The organism is Caldicellulosiruptor sp. DIB 104C (assembly GCF_028198085.1).
Classification (GTDB): Bacteria; Bacillota; Thermoanaerobacteria; order Caldicellulosiruptorales; family Caldicellulosiruptoraceae; genus Caldicellulosiruptor; species Caldicellulosiruptor saccharolyticus.
The window spans coordinates 69,896-89,535 of sequence record NZ_CP116337.1; the positions used below are offsets into that span (position 1 = coordinate 69,896).

At 38.2% G+C, this 19,640-nt stretch carries 15 protein-coding genes; 12 read left to right on the forward strand and 3 right to left on the reverse strand.

Annotated elements, in window-relative coordinates; genetic code table 11:
• Positions 1-19 precede the first annotated feature (19 nt).
• The 12 genes from PGC14_RS00290 to PGC14_RS00345 all read left to right on the forward strand — a co-directional run bounded on the left by PGC14_RS00290 (position 20) and on the right by PGC14_RS00345 (position 13,391).
• Positions 20-856, forward strand: a complete 837-nt coding sequence (locus PGC14_RS00290) for a class II fructose-bisphosphate aldolase (protein WP_271629204.1) — start codon at positions 20-22, stop codon at positions 854-856.
• Positions 857-902: 46 nt separating this feature from the next.
• On the forward strand, positions 903-1,814 hold the full coding sequence (locus PGC14_RS00295; protein ID WP_271629205.1) for a sugar phosphate isomerase/epimerase family protein: 912 nt from the start codon (positions 903-905) through the stop codon (positions 1,812-1,814).
• A 67-nt stretch (positions 1,815-1,881) separates the two neighbouring features.
• Entirely contained in the window at positions 1,882-2,853 is a 972-nt protein-coding gene (gyaR, locus tag PGC14_RS00300) for a glyoxylate reductase (protein WP_271629206.1), read from the forward strand.
• Between the two features lie 167 nt (positions 2,854-3,020).
• The gene (locus PGC14_RS00305) at positions 3,021-3,797 is read left to right on the forward strand and encodes an IclR family transcriptional regulator (RefSeq protein ID WP_271629207.1); all 777 of its coding nucleotides are present in this window, start codon (positions 3,021-3,023) and stop codon (positions 3,795-3,797) included.
• Positions 3,798-3,817: 20 nt separating this feature from the next.
• The gene (locus tag PGC14_RS00310) at positions 3,818-4,465 is read left to right on the forward strand and encodes a bifunctional 2-keto-4-hydroxyglutarate aldolase/2-keto-3-deoxy-6-phosphogluconate aldolase (protein ID WP_039766144.1); all 648 of its coding nucleotides are present in this window, start codon (positions 3,818-3,820) and stop codon (positions 4,463-4,465) included.
• 5 nt (positions 4,466-4,470) lie between these two features.
• Positions 4,471-5,499: a sugar kinase gene (locus tag PGC14_RS00315; protein ID WP_271629208.1), complete on the forward strand. Its 1,029-nt coding sequence runs from the start codon at positions 4,471-4,473 to the stop codon at positions 5,497-5,499.
• A gap of 22 nt (positions 5,500-5,521) precedes the next feature.
• A complete protein-coding gene (gene kduI / locus PGC14_RS00320) occupies positions 5,522-6,352 on the forward strand; it encodes a 5-dehydro-4-deoxy-D-glucuronate isomerase (RefSeq protein WP_271629209.1) in 831 nt (276 codons plus the stop codon).
• Between the two features lie 25 nt (positions 6,353-6,377).
• Complete coding sequence (kduD, locus tag PGC14_RS00325) at positions 6,378-7,139, forward strand: 2-dehydro-3-deoxy-D-gluconate 5-dehydrogenase KduD (protein WP_271629210.1); 762 nt, start codon at positions 6,378-6,380, stop codon at positions 7,137-7,139.
• Positions 7,140-7,587: 448 nt separating this feature from the next.
• Positions 7,588-9,183, forward strand: a complete 1,596-nt coding sequence (locus tag PGC14_RS00330) for an extracellular solute-binding protein (protein ID WP_271629211.1) — start codon at positions 7,588-7,590, stop codon at positions 9,181-9,183.
• Between the two features lie 117 nt (positions 9,184-9,300).
• Positions 9,301-10,887, forward strand: a complete 1,587-nt coding sequence (locus tag PGC14_RS00335) for a glycoside hydrolase 43 family protein (protein WP_271629212.1) — start codon at positions 9,301-9,303, stop codon at positions 10,885-10,887.
• Positions 10,884-12,008: a glycoside hydrolase family 88/105 protein gene (locus PGC14_RS00340; RefSeq protein WP_271629213.1), complete on the forward strand. Its 1,125-nt coding sequence runs from the start codon at positions 10,884-10,886 to the stop codon at positions 12,006-12,008. Before PGC14_RS00335 ends, PGC14_RS00340 begins: the two co-directional genes overlap by 4 nt.
• A 39-nt stretch (positions 12,009-12,047) precedes the next feature.
• Positions 12,048-13,391, forward strand: a complete 1,344-nt coding sequence (locus PGC14_RS00345; protein ID WP_011915956.1) for a glycoside hydrolase family 28 protein — start codon at positions 12,048-12,050, stop codon at positions 13,389-13,391.
• Between the two features lie 80 nt (positions 13,392-13,471).
• Here the strand turns inward: PGC14_RS00345 and PGC14_RS00350 are convergent, their stop codons facing one another.
• The 3 genes from PGC14_RS00350 to PGC14_RS00360 all read right to left on the reverse strand — a co-directional run bounded on the left by PGC14_RS00350 (position 13,472) and on the right by PGC14_RS00360 (position 19,636).
• Positions 13,472-16,552: a glycoside hydrolase family 2 TIM barrel-domain containing protein gene (locus PGC14_RS00350; RefSeq protein ID WP_271629214.1), complete on the reverse strand. Its 3,081-nt coding sequence runs from the start codon at positions 16,550-16,552 to the stop codon at positions 13,472-13,474.
• 184 nt (positions 16,553-16,736) lie between these two features.
• Positions 16,737-18,182: a DUF4340 domain-containing protein gene (locus tag PGC14_RS00355; RefSeq protein WP_011915958.1), complete on the reverse strand. Its 1,446-nt coding sequence runs from the start codon at positions 18,180-18,182 to the stop codon at positions 16,737-16,739.
• Positions 18,179-19,636 carry a GldG family protein gene (locus tag PGC14_RS00360; protein ID WP_271629215.1) on the reverse strand — a complete coding sequence of 486 codons (1,458 nt, stop codon included), beginning with the start codon at positions 19,634-19,636 and terminating at the stop codon, positions 18,179-18,181. The genes PGC14_RS00355 and PGC14_RS00360 overlap by 4 nt, the downstream gene beginning before the upstream one ends.
• Positions 19,637-19,640: the final 4 nt, after the last annotated feature.

Here is a 19,640-nt window from a genome sequence, read left to right on the forward strand (position 1 = left end):
AGGTTAGGAGGTCTTTGTTTTGCTTGTAAATTTAAATGATGTTTTGGGTTACACAAAGGTAAAAAAATTTGGTGTGGGGATGTTCAACGGCCTTTCTGCAGAGTTTTATCAAGGCTTAATTGACGCAGCAGAAGAGCTAAAAACCCCTATTATAATTGGCATTGCAGACAGATTCATCGACAGGCTTGACTTTGAAATGCTTGCAGAGGTAATGATTTTCCTTGCAAAAAGGGCATCTGTGCCTGTGTGTGTGCATCTTGACCATGCAAAGAGCCTGAAAAATATCATCAGAGCAATAAAGGCCGGGTTTACATCTGTCATGTTTGACGGATCAAACTTGCCATTTGAGGAAAATATAAAGAAAACCAAGGAAGTTGTTGAGATAGCGCATTCTGTTGGTGTAAGTGTTGAGGGAGAACTTGGCGTTGTTGGAAGAGGCGAGTGGGATTTTAAAAATCCAGAGTTTTATACAAAACCTGAAGAGGCAGAGGTATTTGCAAATGAGACAGGTGTTGATGCTTTAGCTGTTTCAATTGGTACAGTTCACGGTGTCTACAAGGGCGAGCCTAAGCTTGATTTTGAAAGACTTGCGGAAATAAGAAAAAGAGTTGATTGTTATCTTGTTTTGCACGGTGGCTCTGGGCTTTCAGATAATGATTTTAAAAAGTGTATAGAGTACGGAATTAACAAGGTGAATATTTTCACTGATCTGACTTTAGCGATAAATGAAAAACTTCCTGAGTTTGTCAAAGCCACAAGTGATTTGACCCCTGCAATCTTTGATGAAATTAGAAGGATTGTCAAAGAGGAAGCCATGAAGAAGTTAAAGGTTTTTGGAAGCTATGACATAATTTAAAAACAATTATAATAGATACTAATAAACTTATTTGGAGGTGTTTTAGATGAACGAGCCGATTTATAAATATCTTAAGATAGGGACAATTCATTTCATGTCTTTCCCAGAGGTTATTGGTGGAGAAGGGCCAATTGAGGAGACTTTAAAAACAGTTCTTGAAGATGATTACTTTAATGCAGTAGAGATTACATGGATAAAAGATAGTGAAGTAAGAAAAAGAGTAAAGAATATGTTAAAAGATGCACATGTAACAGTTGCGTATGGTGCACAGCCAACACTTTTGAGAACAGGGCTCAATCCGAATGACTATGACAGTGAAAAGAGAAAACAGGTTGTTGCCTTCTTAAAAGAGAGAATTGATGAAGCATGCGAACTTGAAGCAGTTGGTCTTGGGTTTTTATCAAGGCAGTATGATGAAAACCGTAAGGAAGAAGCGTATAAAGCTTTGGTTGAAACAACAAAAGAGCTTTGTGAGTATGCAAAGTCAAGAGGTAACTTTATGATAGAGCTTGAAGTGTTTGATTTTGACATTGACAAAATGAGTTTGATTGGACCTGCTGAGCTTGCAGCAAGATTCGCAGCCGAGATAAGAAAAGAATACGACAACTTTGGGTTGATTGTGGATTTGAGCCATTTGCCACTTACAAGAGAAACAGCACAGCAGGCACTTTTGCCAGTAAAAGACTATCTTACACATGTTCACATAGGAAATGCAGTTGTGAAAGACAAAAACCATCCTGCGTATGGTGACAAGCATCCAATGTTTGGAATTGAAGGCGGAGAGAACGATGTTGAAGAGGTAATTGAATTTTTGAGAGTCTTAAAAGAGATAGGATTTTTAAATCCAGAAAAAAGACCTATCTTGAGCTTTGAGGTATCACCTATGCCAGGTCAAGATCCCAAAATTGTGCTTGCAAGTTCAAAGAGGGTTTTGAACGAAGCATGGGCAAGACTGTAAAAGTTTTTATTTCAAAATAATTTAGGAAAATAGAGATACTTAGCAAGTAACGGGAGGGAAATTTTGCATGAAGATACTTGTGACAAGACGAATAATGGAACCTGCAATTGAGCTTTTGAAAAAATATGGTGAGGTTGAAGTAAACCCGCACGACAGACCGATGACAAGAGAACAGCTTTTGAAAGCTATAGCTGACAAGGACGCAGTTTTGACCCAGCTTGTTGACAAGGTTGATAAAGAATTTTTCGACCATGCCCCAAATGTTAAGATTGTTGCGAACTATGCAGTGGGGTACGATAACATAGATATTGAAGAGGCAACAAAAAGAGGAGTTTATGTAACAAACACACCAGACGTTCTGACAAATGCAACAGCTGAGCTTGCGTGGGCGCTGCTCTTTGCTGCGGCAAGAAGAATAGTTGAAGCTGACAAGTTCATGAGAGGCGGACATTATAAAGGCTGGGGTCCAATGCTCTTTTTAGGCAAGGGCATAACAGGCAAAACACTTGGTGTAATTGGTGCAGGTAGGATTGGCCAGGCTTTTGCAAGGATGTCAAAAGGTTTTAACATGAAGATTTTGTACTATGATTTTGAGAGAAAAGAAAACTTTGAAAAGGAAATGGGCGCTCAGTATGTAGCATTAGATGAGCTTTTAAAAGAAGCAGATTTTATATCAATTCACGTGCCTCTCACACCACAAACAAGACATATGATTGGTGAAAGAGAGCTTTCTCTTATGAAGCCGTCGGCAATATTGATTAACACAGCACGCGGACCAATTGTCGATGAAAAGGCGCTTGTAAAGGCGCTGAAAGAAAAGAAGATTTATGCTGCAGGGCTTGACGTGTATGAGAGAGAACCCGAGTTTGAGCCAGAACTGGCTGAACTTGACAATGTTGTAATGCTTCCTCACATTGGTTCTGCAACAGAAGAGTCAAGACTTGACATGGCAATGCTTGCGGCAAACAATATAGTAGATTTCATTGAAGGAAGAGTTCCAAGAACACTTGTCAATAAAGAGGTTTTGAACAAAAAGTAATAAAGCATCTCCTTTTGGTAAATATTTCCCTGCGGGAAGGTAGTTATTCCCGCAGGGAGCATTTAAATTAGCGAAATTGATAATTTTAAAGCCCAGAAAATAATGCTATAATATTTTTATGAACAATACGAAACAGTATTTCACAATACGAAACAGGAGAGACTGATATGTCACAAAATTCTGTTCAGTCAATTGAAAGAGCGTTTGAAATAATCGAGGCTTTGGCTGTTGAGCCAAAAGGGCTTTCAATTACTCAGCTTTCTCAAAAACTTTCACTTCACAAGACTACCGTCCACAGGATTTTGCAGACACTACTTAACAGAGGGTATGTTCAAAAAGACCCACAGACCTTGTGCTACAAGCTTGGTGTAAAGTTTGTTGAGATTTCGAGCCTTTATCTTAACAACATTGAGCTCAGAACCGAAGCACATCCGTTTTTGCGTGAGCTTGTGGCTATGTTAAATGTGACCGTGCACTTAGCAATTCTTGATGGTTGCGATGTTGTGTACATTGACAAGATTGAGCAGGTAAACTCAATAAGGCTTTACTCCTCAATTGGCAAAAGAGTTCCAGCATACTGTACAGCACTGGGGAAAGTGATGCTCAGCAAATTTTCAGACCAAGAAGTTGAAAAGATACTATCTACAATTTCTCTTCAATCATATACACAAAACACTATTACAAATATAGAAAAGCTTCTCGATGAGATAAGAAGTGTTCGAGAGAGAGGCTTTGCAGTTGACAATGAAGAGTTGCAAGAAGGTGTAAGGTGTATTGCAGCACCCATATATGACTACAGAGGCGAGATGATTGCTGCTATTAGCATTTCAGCACCTGTGAGCGTCCTACCACCTCACAAGGATGAAGAGAATGCGCAAAAGGTTGTGGAGACTGCAAAGAAGATTTCTCACAGGCTTGGGCATGTGGAGGAGAAAAAAACATAGGGGAAAGGAGATGTAACAGGATGGAAAAGGAACAGGTTCTGCAAAGGATAAACGAAAATGGACTTGTTGTTGTTGTTCGTGCAGAGTCGAAAGAGAAGGCTCTCAAGATCACAGAGGCATGTATAAAAGGTGGTGCTAGTGCAATTGAGATAACCTTTACCGTGCCCGGCGCTGACGAGATAATAAAGTATCTTACAAGCACGTACAAGGAAGATGAGATTATAATAGGAGCAGGTACAGTTCTTGACAGCGAAACAGCACGAATTGCAATCTTGGCGGGTGCAAAGTTTGTTGTAAGTCCATATCTCAATCCTGAAATGGTAAAACTTTGTAACAAGTACAGGATAGCTTCAATGCCCGGCGCTATGACAATAAAAGAGGTTGTGGAGGCGCTTGAGTGCGGCGCAGATGTTATAAAGATTTTCCCTGGCGAGCTTTTCGGGCCAAAGATTATAAAAGCATACAAAGGGCCAATTCCACAGGCAAGGCTTATGCCAACTGGTGGCGTTGACCTTGACAATGTTGATGAGTGGATAAAAGCAGGTGCGTTTGCTGTAGGTGTGGGCAGTAATATAACAAAGTATGCAAAGGATGAGGATTATAGTAAGGTAGAAGATGTTTGCAGACAGTTTGTCCAGAAAATAAAGATGGCAAAGGGGAAGGTATAGGTAGGATGTTTGAGGTTGTGAGTTTTGGCGAGATAATGTTGCGGCTATCTCCACCAGGATATCAAAGGATTGTGCAGGCAACAAGTTTTGACATCAACTTTGGTGGTGCTGAGGCGAACGTTGTTGTTGCGCTGTCAAACGTTGGGGTAAAGACAAGCTATGTTACACTCCTTCCTCCGAATCCTCTTGGCGATACTACGGTAAACTTTTTGAGAAGATATGGAGTTGACACAAGCTATATAAAAAGAAAAGGTAAAAGGCTTGGAATTTATTTTCTTGAAAAAGGCGTAGGGCAGAGAGCATCTTCTGTTGTATACGACAGATCAAACTCTGCCATAAATGAAATACAGCCTGGAGATATCAACTGGAAGCAAATTTTGGAAAAAACAAAGATATTTTTCTCAACAGGAATTACAGCTGCTTTATCACAAAATGTGCTAAATGAGCTAAAGATGGCTTTTAAAACTGCAAAAAATGCAGGTGCAAAGGTGGCGTTTGACATCAATTATAGGTCAAAACTGTGGAGCTATGACAGGGCAAACGAGGTAATCTCAGAGCTTATGCCGTATGTGGACATCCTGGTTACCAACGAAGAGCATGTGAGAAGAGTTTTGAAAATTGATATGGAAGAAAAGTATTTTCAAGGCATTGACCTTACCCCAGATGGTCAAAAGGTTTTGTTTGAAAAGCTGCAAACAAAGTACCAAAACTTAAACAAAGTAGTTCTTGCTGCAAGAAGAAGCCTCTCTGCTTCTAAAAACATCTTTTTTGCCTATACAAGTGACGAGAATGGCAACATTGTATTTTCTAAAAAGCGCGAGATAGAAATTGTTGACAGAGTTGGAGCAGGCGATGCTTTTGTGGCAGGTGTGCTTTATGGAATTTTAAGAGGCCTTGAAAGCACTCAGATGCTTGAGGTTGCAACGTACATGTGTGCACTAAAACATACAGTTGAAGGCGACAGTTTGATTGTGACTGAGGATGAAATAAAACAGGCACTTTTACAAGATGGCTCTGGTATGATGAGAAGATAAACAAGGGAGGGTTATTTGAAATATGGAAGTTCGATTTGCAATGCATCCAAATCAGTTCAAAACTCTTACAACAGAACAGATAAGGAAAGAGTTTTTGATTGAAAACCTCTTTGAATATGGCAAGATAAACATGGTCTACACTCATGTTGACAGGGTGATAGTTGGTGGAGCTGTGCCAACAGTGGAGGTTTTGGTCTTGGAAGATGGAAAAGAGATTGGTGCTCAGTATTTTCTTGAAAGAAGAGAGATTGGGATAATCAATATAGGCAGCAAAGGGTATGTTGTTGCAGATGGACAAAAGTTCGAACTTGACAAGAAAGATGGTCTTTATGTTGGAATGTCCACCAAAAAGCTTGAATTTGGAAGTGATGACCCTTCAAATCCGGCAAAGTTCTACTTTGTTTCAACGCCTGCCCACAAGCAGTATCCAACGGAGAAGATTGATATCAAGCAAACTGAGGCAACTCATCTTGGTTCACTTTCTGAATCAAATGAAAGGACAATCTACAAATACATCCATCCGGACGGTGTAAAAAGTTGTCAGCTGGTAATGGGAATGACCATTTTGGAGCCAAACAATGTATGGAACACCATGCCCTGCCATCTTCATGACAGGAGGATGGAAGTATATTTTTATTTTGACATGCCAGATGATGCTGTGGTATTCCATTTCATGGGCGAGCCAGGTGAGACAAGACATATTATTGTGAGAAATGAACAGGCGGTAATCAGCCCGAGCTGGTCGATACACTCTGGTGTTGGTACAAAGAGCTATACATTCATCTGGGCAATGGCAGGGGAGAATCAATCATATTCTGATGTAAATCCGGTTTCTATGAAAGATTTAAGATGAAGGGCAATTTTGGAGGTGGCATTGAATGATATTAGATAAGTTCAAACTGGATGGTAAGGTTGCAATTGTGACAGGCGCATCAAAAGGTCTTGGGCAGGGTATGGCAATTGCTTTGGCTGAAGCTGGTGCAGACATAGTTGGGGTGGCCTCTGGTCCTTGTACAGCGACGAAACAGAAAGTAGAGGCATTAGGTAGAAGATTTTTAGAAATTCAAGCAGATTTGAGAACAATTGAGCCAATCAATATGATAATTGAAAAGACCATTCAAAAATTTGGTAAGCTTGACATTCTTGTTAACAATGCGGGAATAATCAGAAGATGCGATGCAATTGACTTTACAGAAAAAGATTGGGATGATGTTTTAAATCTAAACCTCAAGACAGTGTTTTTCTTCTGTCAAGCTGCCGCAAGACAGTTCATCGAACAAGGAACAGGCGGCAAGATAATAAACATCGCATCCATGCTTTCATTCCAGGGCGGAATAAGAGTTCCATCATACACAGCAAGTAAAAGCGGTGTTGCGGGAATTACAAAAGCACTTGCAAATGAGTGGGCAAAGTACAAGATAAATGTCAATGCAATAGCACCAGGTTATATGGCAACAGATAATACAAAACCGCTTCGCGAAGACCCTGTCAGGAGTGCTGAGATCCTTTCTAGAATTCCGGCAGGCAGATGGGGTACCCCAGAAGATTTGCAAGGTGCTGTTGTGTTCTTGGCATCATCAGCTTCTGACTATGTAAATGGTTGTATCTTGAACGTTGATGGTGGCTGGCTTGCAAGGTAACCTTTCAATACTTATTCCCGAGGGCTTAAGTATTGCCCTTTGGGGTTTTACTATCTTGTGCGAAAATCTCTTTTGGCAGATGTTCTTATGAGCAGCGCAAATGCTTTAAAAGAATGAATCCTATCAATGTTAGCTGTTCAGACAATAGAATTTGGAAGAATTTTTGGTACAAAAAATAAAAATTATAAAACACATACATTATAAACCTTAGCAAAATACTAAGGTTTGTGTACATTTTTAATATGATGAAATTTAAAATTAGGACTTTAAAATAGTCTGTGTTAGATTAAAAAAATCCACCCAAATAATTAGCATTTATTGAATTATATGTTGGTAAAATATTAATTTAGTCCTTTGAAGTTTAAATTCTTCTTGAAAGCATTTTTGATTTAACGTGCTATAATAGGCTCAAACCCAAAAGAGAAATGAGCCTATAAGGAGGGAAACTATGTTAAGCAAAGGATTTTTGAAGGTTACAGTAATTTATTTGCTCTTTAGCTTTTTCTGTTTAACAATTTTTAACTCTGCTTTTTTAACACCAAAGGCTGAGGCAGCCACAAAAGTTACATTGACTTATTGGGTACCTATGGGTGCAGAACAGGCCCTGCATTACAAAAGCTATAACGAACTTCCCTGCTACCAAATATTACAAAAGAAAACAGGTATAAAGATTGTTTTTAAACACCCACCACTCAGCAGTTCTGCAGCAAATGACCAGTTCAATTTAATGATTGCTTCACGCCAAATGACAGATATAATAGAATGGGGTTGGAATGGTTATCCGGGTGGTCCACAAAAGGCATTACTTGATAAAGTTATTATTCCATTAAATAACTACATTCCAAAGTATGCTCCTAATTTGAATAATTATCTAAAAAAGAACCCTGATATAAAGAAAATGGTATCAACAGTGGATGGTGATTTGTACTGTTTCCCTTCACTAAAGGAACTTCCAATTGATGCTTATTATGGTCCTCAAGTAAGGAAAGATTGGTTAAAGAAACTCAACATTGACCCGCCTGAGACAGTTGATGAATGGTACAAAATGTTAAAAGCTTTTAAATTGAATGACCCAAATGGAAACGGTCAGCGCGATGAAAGGCCATTTTCGATTTTAAGGGGAGCTTCAAATCCACGTGCTGCCTTTGATTATAGTAGTTTTTTAGTTGGCGCATGGGGAATAAAAACAGATTTCTTCCAGATAAATGGCAAGGTTAAGTATGGCCCATTAGAACCTCAATTTAAATCTTTTATGAGCACGCTGGCAAAATGGTGGAAAGAAGGTTTAATCGACCCTGATGTACTGACAATGGATAGAAAAGTAATAGAAGCAAATGTGCTTTCTGACAAGATAGGTTCATGGCTTGGTCTTATAGGTGGACAAATGGGAACATATCTGACAGTAAAAAAAGGTACATCGTTTGATCTTATAGGAGTACCATATCCTTCTCTGAAAAAAGGTGAAAAAGTAAAAATCGGGCAAAACGAGTATCCGTTTACTGGTAGAGGTGCAGCAATTTCTACAAATTGTAAGAATATTGAAGCTGCATGTAAGGTTTTAGATTGGGCTTATAGTAAAGAAGGATATTTAGTAATGAATTTTGGAGTCCAGGGAAAATCATATGTAATTAAAAATGGACGTCCACTTTATACTGACGAGATTATGAATAATCCAAAACTTGGACCTAAAGAAGCGCTTGGTAAATATGTTCCTATATTAGGTGCTTTTGTTCAGTCAAGGGAATACAGTCTGCAGATATCCTTTTTACTTCCTCAACAAAAGGAAGCATCTAAGAACTGGTCAAAGGTTACAAACGAGATTGCTTTGCCACCAATAACTCTATTTTTAACTCCTGAAGAGTCAAATAGACTTGCAAATATTATGAATACTGTTAATACTTTCTATGATGAAATGTTTCTTAAAATGATGACAGATAAATACAATAATTACAATTCGTTTGTAAAGACATTAAAAAGAATGAAAATAGATGAAGCGATAAGAATTTATCAAAATGCATATAACAGGTATATGCAAAGGAAATAATTAAGTGACAATCCAGATGTTCGAGGGCTGTCTCATAATATAGAGCAATAATTGTTGTTTAGGCAGCCCTCGATAAATTTATTTTTAAGAAAGCAGCAAACAAGAGGTGAGATACTAGTGATTCCAACATTATGGGACCCAAACGTAGATGAAGAAAGGTATAAAAATCCCATAATACATGCTGACTATTCAGATCCTGATGTAATCAGGGTTGGCAGTGACTATTTTTTAGTTGCGTCAAGTTTCAACTGCGTGCCAGGTCTTCCCATACTTCATTCAAAGGATTTAATCAATTGGAAAATTGTAAATTACGCAGTTGAGAGACTTCCTTCACCTGAGTATGATACTCCTCAGATAGGTAAAGGTATATGGGCACCTGCAATTAGATATCATGAAGAGAAGTTTTACATATATTTTAGTATGCCTGATAATGGTATATATGTATGCTATACAGATGACCCGTTTGGCAAATGGTCGGATATCCACTTGGTAAAAGCAGCAAAGGGATGGATTGATCCATGTCCTTTTTGGGATGAAGACGGAAATGCTTACCTTGTAAATGCCTTTGCAAAGAGCAGGATAGGGTTTAATAGCAAACTTTGTGTCTCAAGGTTATCAGCAGACGGATTGAGGGTATTAGATGAGGGTAAAATCGTCTTCGATGGTGCAAAAACACAGCCGACAATTGAAGGACCTAAACTTTATAAGCGAAATGGTTATTATTACATATTTGCACCTGCAGGAGGAGTAAAATTTGGGTGGCAGACGGTTCTGAGATCGAAGGATATCTATGGGCCGTACGAAGAGAAGATAGTGCTTCATCAGGGAAAGACCAAAATAAATGGTCCTCATCAAGGTGCATGGGTTGAGACAGAAAAAGGTGAGCACTGGTTTGTGCATTTTCAAGACAGAGGTCCGTATGGAAGGGTAGTCCATCTTCAGCCCATGAGATGGGAAGATAATTGGCCACTGATTGGCATTGATGTAGATGGGGATGGTATTGGAGAGCCTGTTGAAGAGTATAGAAAGCCAAACACAAACTACAAAAATGAATATGATTTTTACTTGGAATGTTCAGACCATTTTGACAAACCCCAAATTTCACTACAATGGCAGTGGCATGCAAATCCTCAAGATAATTGGTATTCACTTGAAAAGAGAAAAAGCTATTTGAGATTATATGCGGTTGGGAATCTGACAAATAACAATAAAGTAAAAAGTATATTCTTTATGCCAAATCTTTTACTACAAAAAATTCCAGCACCTGAATTTATAGCAATTGTAAAACTTGAGGTTAATTTTAATAAAGAGGGTTCTTATGCTGGCATAATAATGAGCGGCAGTAGATATTCTTCTATTGGAATAAAAAGGGGACAAAAGAAGTTAAGTCTTGTACAAGTTTTAGGAGATGTGAAAGAAGATGTGATTGAGAATACAGTGGCTAAGATGCCAATAGAAACATCTCAGGTTTTTTTAAAAATCAGTGTTAAAGAAGGAGCCGTTTGTAAGTTTTCATTCAGTTTTGATGGTAAAAAATTTACAGATTTCGGTACAGAGTTCATACCACAAGAGGCTATTTGGGTGGGTTCAAAAATAGGGCTTTTCTGTATAAATACCTCTGGAAAAAATGGAGTTATCCAATCAGATTATGCTGACTTTGATTATTTCAAGATTGAAAACTTTAGAAAGGAAGATGAGTGTTGAAAAAGTTAAAGGAGCTTGTAAAGAAGAATTACTCTATTAGGATGTCAGACAGTGTTATTAAAAAGTTTCCGAACCTTACTGATAAATGGCAGTATGACTATGGTGTTGTTTTTAAAGGAATGGAATATGTTTATGAGATGACAAAAGATGGGAAGTATTACGAATACATTAAAAGAAATATAGACTCCTTTGTGAATGAGGATGGGTCAATAAAGAAGTATTCTAAAGAGGAGTACAACATAGACCATATAAACAATGGAAAAGCAATTCTGTTTCTATATAGGAAAACAGGCGAAGAAAAATACAAAAAGGCAGCTCAGCTTCTACGCGACCAGCTCAGGTCCCATCCAAGGACAGTGGAAGGCGGTTTTTGGCACAAAAAAATCTACCCACATCAAATGTGGCTTGATGGTATCTACATGGCATCACCTTTTTATGCTGAATACGCAACGTTAATAGGACAGGACGAGGCAGACGAGATCTATGACGATGTTGCAAAGCAGGTAATCTTGTGTGCAAAACATACCAGAGACCCTGTCACAGGTCTCCACTACCATGGCTGGGATGAGAGAAGAGAGCAAAGATGGGCAAACAAGATTACAGGCTGCTCGCCAAATTTCTGGGGAAGGGCAATGGGCTGGTTTGCAATGGCCGCAGTTGATGTCCTTGACTTTCTGCCGCAAGACCATCAGTCAAGAGAAACAATTTTGGCTATCTTCAAGCAGCTAATTGACGCTGTTTTGAAGTATCAAGACCCTGAGATAGGTGTTTGGTACCAAGTTGTTAACTTTATAGGCAGAAATGGAAATTATCCAGAAGCATCAGCTTCTTGCATGTTTGCATATGCACTTGCAAAGGGTATAGAAAAGGGGTATTTGGACTGCAGTTATGTAAAAGCACTTGAAAGAGCGTATGAAGGAATAATCTACAGGTTTGTTGAAGAGGATGAAGAGGGGCTTTTGAATCTCAATGGTGTTTGCATGGTAGCAGGCTTGGGTGGAAATCCGTATAGAGATGGTTCTTTTGAGTACTATATAAGCGAGCCAATAAAGACAAACGACCTCAAAGGTGTTGGGGCGTTTATAAAGGCAAGTGCATGGATTGAAAGACTATTCAAATAAGTTGTGGAACAGAAAATTTTTAAAAGGAGGACAACCCTGATGTTTTTAAATGTTCGTGATTTTGGAGCGGTGGGAAATGGGCAGGTAAAAGATACAGAAGCATTCAAAAAGGCGATTGAAGCAAGTTGGGAGCAAGGTGGTGGGACGGTTTATGTACCTGCTGGAGTTTATCTAACCGGTCCCATTCATCTGAAGAGCAATATAACCCTCTATATAGAAAGTGGGGCTACATTGAAATTTTCCAACGACCTGGATGATTTTCCTTTAGTTTATACAAGATGGGAAGGAGAAGAACAAGAAGCATACTCTCCACTAATTTATGCCGAAAATGCAGAAAACATTGCAGTTGTTGGATTTGGCACAATAGATGGGCAGGGTGAAATGTGGTGGAAACTTCACAGAAATAAAGAACTAAAATATCCAAGACCAAGGACAGTTTGCTTTTACAGGTGCAAAAATGTGACTATTGAAGGAATAAAGATTGTCAATTCACCAAGCTGGACGGTAAACCCAATCGAATGTGAGAATGTCACAGTTCACAATGTCAAGATTCAAAACCCTTATGATTCTCCTAACACAGATGGGATAAATCCTGAGTCTTGCGAAGGTGTTAGAATCTCAAACTGCTACATAGATGTTGGCGATGACTGTGTAACTTTAAAATCCGGAACAGAAGATTGCAAGGTGAGGATTCCTTGTGAGAATATAGCAATTACAAACTGCATAATGGCACATGGTCATGGTGGAATTGTCATTGGCAGTGAAATGAGCGGTGGTGTTAGAAATGTTGTCATTTCAAACTGCATTTTTGAGGGTACAGACAGGGGAATAAGAATAAAAACCCGCCGTGGAAGAGGTGGGATTGTTGAAGATATAAGAGTTTCAAACATTGTGATGAAGAATGTAATCTGTCCATTTGCGTTTTATATGTACTATCACTGTGGCAAAGGCGGAAAAGAAAAGAGAGTTTGGGACAAGTCTCCTTATCCTGTAGACAGTACAACTCCAATTGTAAGAAGAATTTATATAAGCGATGTGATTGTAAGGCAGGCGCGAGCAGCAGCTGGATTTTTGTATGGTCTTACAGAGATGCCAATTGAAGATGTTGTATTTTCGAATGTCACAGTTGAGATGGCACAAAACCCTGAGCCTGAACTTCCTGCTATGATGAGCTATTTAGAACCGATGGCAAAAAGAGGGTTTGTCATAAATACTGTGAGGAATATAAGATTTATGAATGTTACTGTGCTGGAACAGGAAGGTGTTGCTTTTGAACTTAACAATTGTGAAAATGTAGAGTTTTACAGATGCAGGGCAAAAGATACAGCAGATTATTCTAAGATTTTGAGTCTGAATAATACAATGAATCTGATTGCCGAGTGAGAGGGAAATTAAGTATTTGCTAAATGTAGGGGTATGCTCTTTGGCAACAAGGCAAAAAAGAGCATACCCCTTTTTTATTCTTACCACAGCTTTTCAACATCCAAACTATTGCTATCAACAGGTATCATATAAAAGCAAAATTCAAATTTCTCATCTTTGATTAAGTACTTCTCAAGCGGGCCGGGGCCACAGCTCTGGCTCCCGATACCACCAATCTTGTAATCTACATTCACAACAATTCCATCTGCTTTTGTCAGCTCATATGTGTGTTTTGCTCTTGTGAGTACATCATCAGTATATTCTCTTGCACTGAAGTTAAATGTAGGGATGCCTTTAATACAAAGTCCTATTCCGTATATATTGTATACAAACGCCCATCTAACGTCGCACCTGTTTCCATATTCCTGGGGCATTATATATGGAACGTACATGTCTTTTATAGCCATGTCATATATTTCTACAGTTGCGCTCTGTTTTATATCGGGATAGTTTTCATGAGGGCCTCTTCCGTAATATTTGACATACTCAAATTCTTTTGGCATCATAAATTGCAGTCCTATCTTTGGAAGTGGCGGAAGCGGCCTTAAAGCCTGCGCATACACATTTGTCTCTACAATTCCCGATTTGAAAACCTTGTAGCTTGTGGTTACTTCAAATACAGGTTTTACTGAATATGCGCCATATACCGAAGTTGTTTGTACTTTGAAGTACTCGCTGTGCTCTTCAAAGCTGACATTTACAATTCTTCTTTGAAGCTTGTCAAATCCAGCTTTTATCCATTCATTTTTGATGTGCACATCGTTGTCTGTTGGAGCCCTCCAGAGATTGAACCTTGGCGAGGATTTTATAAAATCAAGACCGTTGTATTTTAAGCTTATCAAATCACCTGTCCATCTGCAAAACTCTGCTACTGTGCTGCCAGCAAAAACCTCAAGCTTATCGTAAAAATTTACCACTTCAAACCTGTTTTGCTTTGAGAAAATAACATTTACCTTCTCAATTTTTTGTACGGCATCTTGAGGAGTGTCTTCTATAAGTGCAATCTGAGATTTTGTTATAACAAAACCTCTTTTTGCCCAAGGCAGTGAATTTTTAAGCTTTGCTGTGAAGGTAATAAAAAGCTCTTTTCTGCTGCTTTCTAAAACTTCTTTGAGTTCATCGATTTTGACCTCTTTTGAAGAGCGGGGAAGAACATCGCTCACATCAACAAAGCCCTCTTTTACAACCCTGCCACCTGACAGAAGTTCCCATTCAACTTCAATGTGATTCAAAGATATAAAATCATACCTGTTTGTGATCTTGAAAATTCCTCTTTTTTTATCTAAAAGCTCAATAACAACTGGTTCGTAAACTTTCTTGAGCTCGAACATGGCTGGAGATGGAGTTCTGTCGGGGAAAAGAAGTCCGTCTATACAGAAGTTACCGTCGTTTGGCTCATCTCCAAAATCCCCGCCGTAGGCATAGTACTCTTTCCCATCAGGTATCTTTGTCAAAATTCCGTGGTCTGCCCACTCCCACACACATCCACCTAAAAGCCTTGGGTATTTGTATATCACGTCCCAGTACTCTTTGAGGTTTCCAGGACCGTTGCCCATTGCATGTGCATACTCACACATGAAAAATGGCCTTTTTTCTTGCTTCTTGCCCTCTTCTTCAAGTTTTTCTACTGGAGGGTACATTACACTTACAATATCCACAACTTCAGCATCACGGGCACTTTCATAATGAATAGGACGGCTATTATCATATGACCTTATCCACTGTGCCATTTTATCATGATTTGGGCCATAGCCAGATTCGTTTCCAAGCGACCACATGATGATTGATGGATGGTTTTTGTCCCTCTTTACCATCATCTTTGCCCTTTCAACAAACGCATCTTCCCACACTGGGTCTTTTGCTAAAAGTCCCCAGTCACCAACTGCTCCAAATCCATGTGTTTCCAAATCAGCTTCATCAATCACATAAATACCAAATCTGTCGCATAGCTCTAAAAAATAAGGATGGTTGGGATAGTGTGAGGTTCTTACGCAGTTTATATTGTGCTGTTTCATCAAGGTTATGTCTTCTTGCATCATCTTTCTTGTCACTGCAAATCCAACTCTCGGGTGCATGTCATGCCTGTTGACACCTTTGAGTTTAATTGGAACATTATTTAGGTAAAACACGCCATCTTTTATTTCGATTTTCCTAAATCCAAAGTTTTGAGGAATAATTTCCAACATGCCGCCGGAGCTATCTTTCAATGCTACAATTAATGTATAAAGGTTGGGCAGCTCTGCACTCCATAGTCTTGGATTTTCAATTTGAAATTCAAAAGTGATCTCTTGCTTGCCAGAGGCAGAAAGTCTTAACGATTTGTTTGAGCTTTTGATTAAAGTTTTATCAAAGAAAACTTGTACCTCTACACTGAATTCTTTTTGGTCATTGCTTCTGTTTTCAATTTCAATCTCAGCAGTCAAGTGTCCTTCTTTGAGGTCATCACTCAAAGTTGATTTTAAATACACATCTCTTACAAACACCTTTGGTCGCAGAAGAAGATACACATCTCTGAATATTCCACTCATTCGCCATTTGTCTTGGTCTTCTAAGTAAGTTCCATCTGAATATTTTAAAACAATAGCTGTGATAGTATTTCTTCCTTCTTGGACAAATCTTGTTATGTCAAACTCATGCATCATGTGAGAGACCTTTGAAAAACCAGCAAACTTACCGTTAATATATACATAAAATGCTGAGTCTACCCCTTCAAATACAACAAATATTTCTTTGTCTAAGTCTTCTTGAGAAATATAAAATTCTCTTTTATAGACACCTGTTGGGTTTATATCTGGTACAAACGGTGGGTCAACAGGGATGGGATATCTGGTATTTGTATAAATTGGTATGTCATAGCCAAACATCTGAAAGTTACTTGGGACAATAATCTGGTCAAAATTACAACTTTTTGTATCTGCCAAGATTATATCCTCTGTTACCATGCATGGCTTTTCAAAAAGTTTAAAATACCACTTTCCATTCAGTAGCCTAAAAAGATTTGAAAGCTCCCATTCATTTTCTAAAGCTTTTTGATGATTGTCAAAAGGTATAAAAGAACTTCTTGGCTCTTCTCTGTTTATATGCTGAATTTTTGGATTTTGATAGTAATTTTTGTCAAGCATATAAATCCACCTCACATGTTTTAAAATTACTGTGGTTTTTGTGTACATTATTCATTTTACTTTATCAACATGTAGACATACAATATCAAAAAACTAAAAACAATATAAGGATATTAAGATTAAACAAAAGAAAAAATAAGGAGCTGCCAACTTTTTTCTGTGACAGCTCCCATTTTTTGAACTCTTAATTTTCTGGTGGTTTATACTTGCCTGCAACCAGGTCCTCTAAATCTTTTAGCACCTTTTGAACCTGCTCTTTTGCAATCACAAAATCAGACTTTCCGTTTCGAACAACCATGTAAAAATCGTCGTTGTAAGGTATGTACTGCATCACATCAACTTTTTTGTTGACAAGATAAAACTTCATGGTCACTTCAGGTGTGCCTGTCGGCTTTTTGTCGTTTTCACCGTCAATTAAAAGACCAATGATTTCCTGATAGAATTTTTTGAATGTATCTTCATCAATCTTTCGACCGTCTGCCTGGAAGTTATATTTGTACTCATCAGCTTCTTCTTCGCTTCTTGCTTTTTTGATGAGCTTTTTGTCAAGTATAAGAGTGTGCTTCTTCTCTTTTGTGAAGATTTCAATCTTGTCAACATAATCGATGTTTACAATATAAGCAAACTTTTCTATGAGGTCAAAAGGCTTTATGGTATTCATGAAATCTGTCTTGTAAGTTGACATTGTAAATACAACTTTGGAGTCAGCCATTCTGCAGTAAACAGTCGAATCATTTGCATTGTTGCCGACAAAAAGATGCAAAGTGTTTTTGTTGTCCTTTACAATGAGCTCAATCCTTGGCGATTGCAACCCGTACTTAGGATTGTAAACATCTTCTCCAACTATATCTTCAGGACTGAAATTTGGAACATTTTCAATAAATTCTGAAAACTTATCGCTTGCAACTCCCACTGGCTGGCTGTATGGCTGAACCAAGTTCCACAGTCTAATATAGTACTTCCATTCATTATCTTTAGGATTTTTCTCATCAACCTTTTTGATTTCAATTGTTGGCTGTCCTTTTCTTACAAGTTTTACATACGTAATATTTTGAGTATCAATCTCTGGTATCTTAACACTCAGAAGCTTCTGAGGTTTTATGGTAAAATTTTCTGCATGGTTTGTCCACACAACATAAACTTTTGGGTCACCTTTTTTCATTAAATAATAAGTGGAAGTTATTGGTGTCTCTGACCCAAGATAAAATGTAACTTTTTTACCGTCGCTGAGTGTTGCCTCAACAATTGATTTTGGATTGTCAAGACCGTATTTTTTAAGGTCTTTGGGGTTGGTGTCAGCAACCTTTTCGGCTGTCATTTGAGCGCATGAAAAGGCTATGTCGTCTATCTTGTCCTGGTCGAAATAAAGAGGGTTGTTGATTCCATTTACAATCCACTTGTCTTTGACCTTTTCGAGCACAAGGTGAATGCCATCGTGCTTAATATCTATCTTTGTAATCTTGTTTCTATCAAAATTTGTTATGGTAACAGAGGCTGAAGAGGACTTTTTTTCTTCAGCCTCTTGTTTTTTCTTATTCAAGTAGCTTACATAAAAGTACGCACCAATTACAAGAACCAAAACCAGAAGTGCTGACACAATTGTAATAAGCCTGTTTTTTTTCTTTCTCATAGATGTCTCCTCCTCAGCCATACAGTTAAACCTAATACCAGAATAGCAATTGGTATTCCAACAACAGTTATTGCTGCCCAGACCATAGCCTGTGTTGTACTAATATTGAGCCTGAAAGTTGTAAGGTCTTTTGGTTGGATTTGCAGGGTTTCTTTTTTATCCTGTAGCCAGTTAAGACTATTTACCACAAAGTTCAAGTTTCCAGGGACGTTTTTAGAAAACTGAGCATTTAAAAACATTGCATTGCCAACTATCACGACCTTTGCATCTCTTGGTCTGAGCTTGGTATTGAGAGCATCAGCTTTATCTGTAATTGCAACAGCTAAGGTAAATGGTCCGCTAATATCACCTTTTTCTTTGCTAAGCGATGTTGATTTTAAGTCCTTTCTGAGCCACGAATTTGAAGTTGTTGTAAGAAGTTTTTCAATAGTAATTGTTCTTTTTTTAAATTTTGTCTCAACAATTGGTTGAGCACTTGGTAAGAGCATATACATATTGTTTAAATCTATTGGGTTTACAATGTCATGTGATTCAAGCTTTGGCAATATCCATACTGGATTGCCTGCATTGTAGTTGTTATCTCCTTCCATAACAACACCATGTTCAAGCCTTACTCCTAAGCTTTCAAAAAGGCTGTTAAAGTTTTTGAGTTCATCTTTGAGAAGGTCCATCAAAAATAGAACTCTTCCACCACTGTTTATATAATCTTTTAGTTTCTTTAACTCTATGTCAGATATATCAGTCTTAGGTGAGATAACTACAACAGCCGATGCATCCTGCGGAACACTTTTTTCAGTAAGAAGATTTAAATCCTTTATTTCAAAATTTGCAGCTTCAATCTCGCTTGAAATGCCAAGCCCAACAAGTGTGTCCTCTCCATGACCTTTTAGTTCATACAAAACAGGGCTTTTGTCAGATGTAACGTACAAGATGGCAGGTGTCAGTTTTTGTTCAATTGTAAGACCAGTTACGTTTGATTCGCCTGTCTGCTCATTGTATGAATAGTCAACCATGTCGTATCTGTTTATTACTCTGAATTTAGTGCCGCTTTCAACAATAAGCGAACCTTCATCAATTCCTGAACCACTTGTGTCATATTTTTTAACGAAACCTGGGTTTTTATAAGGGTCTATGTATTTGATTTTTACATGCGAGGATTTTTCAGCATATTTCTGGATAAACTCAGAAATCACAGGGTTTTCATTTCCGGCCGGGAAAAGAGCATAAATTGTCACATCTTTTTTTAGATTTTTCAAAAGGTCAATCGTGGGCTTTGAAAGTGAGTACAGTCTGTTATGTGTAAGGTCAAGCTTTGCTGGAATTTGACCTACTAAAAGGTTTAGAACTATCAGAATAGCAATTACAGATGCAGTCAGCATAGCAGCGTATCCGCCATATTTGAACTTTCTTGTCTTAAATGAGCTTTTTATACTCTTTAAATCAAGCTTCACCATTTCT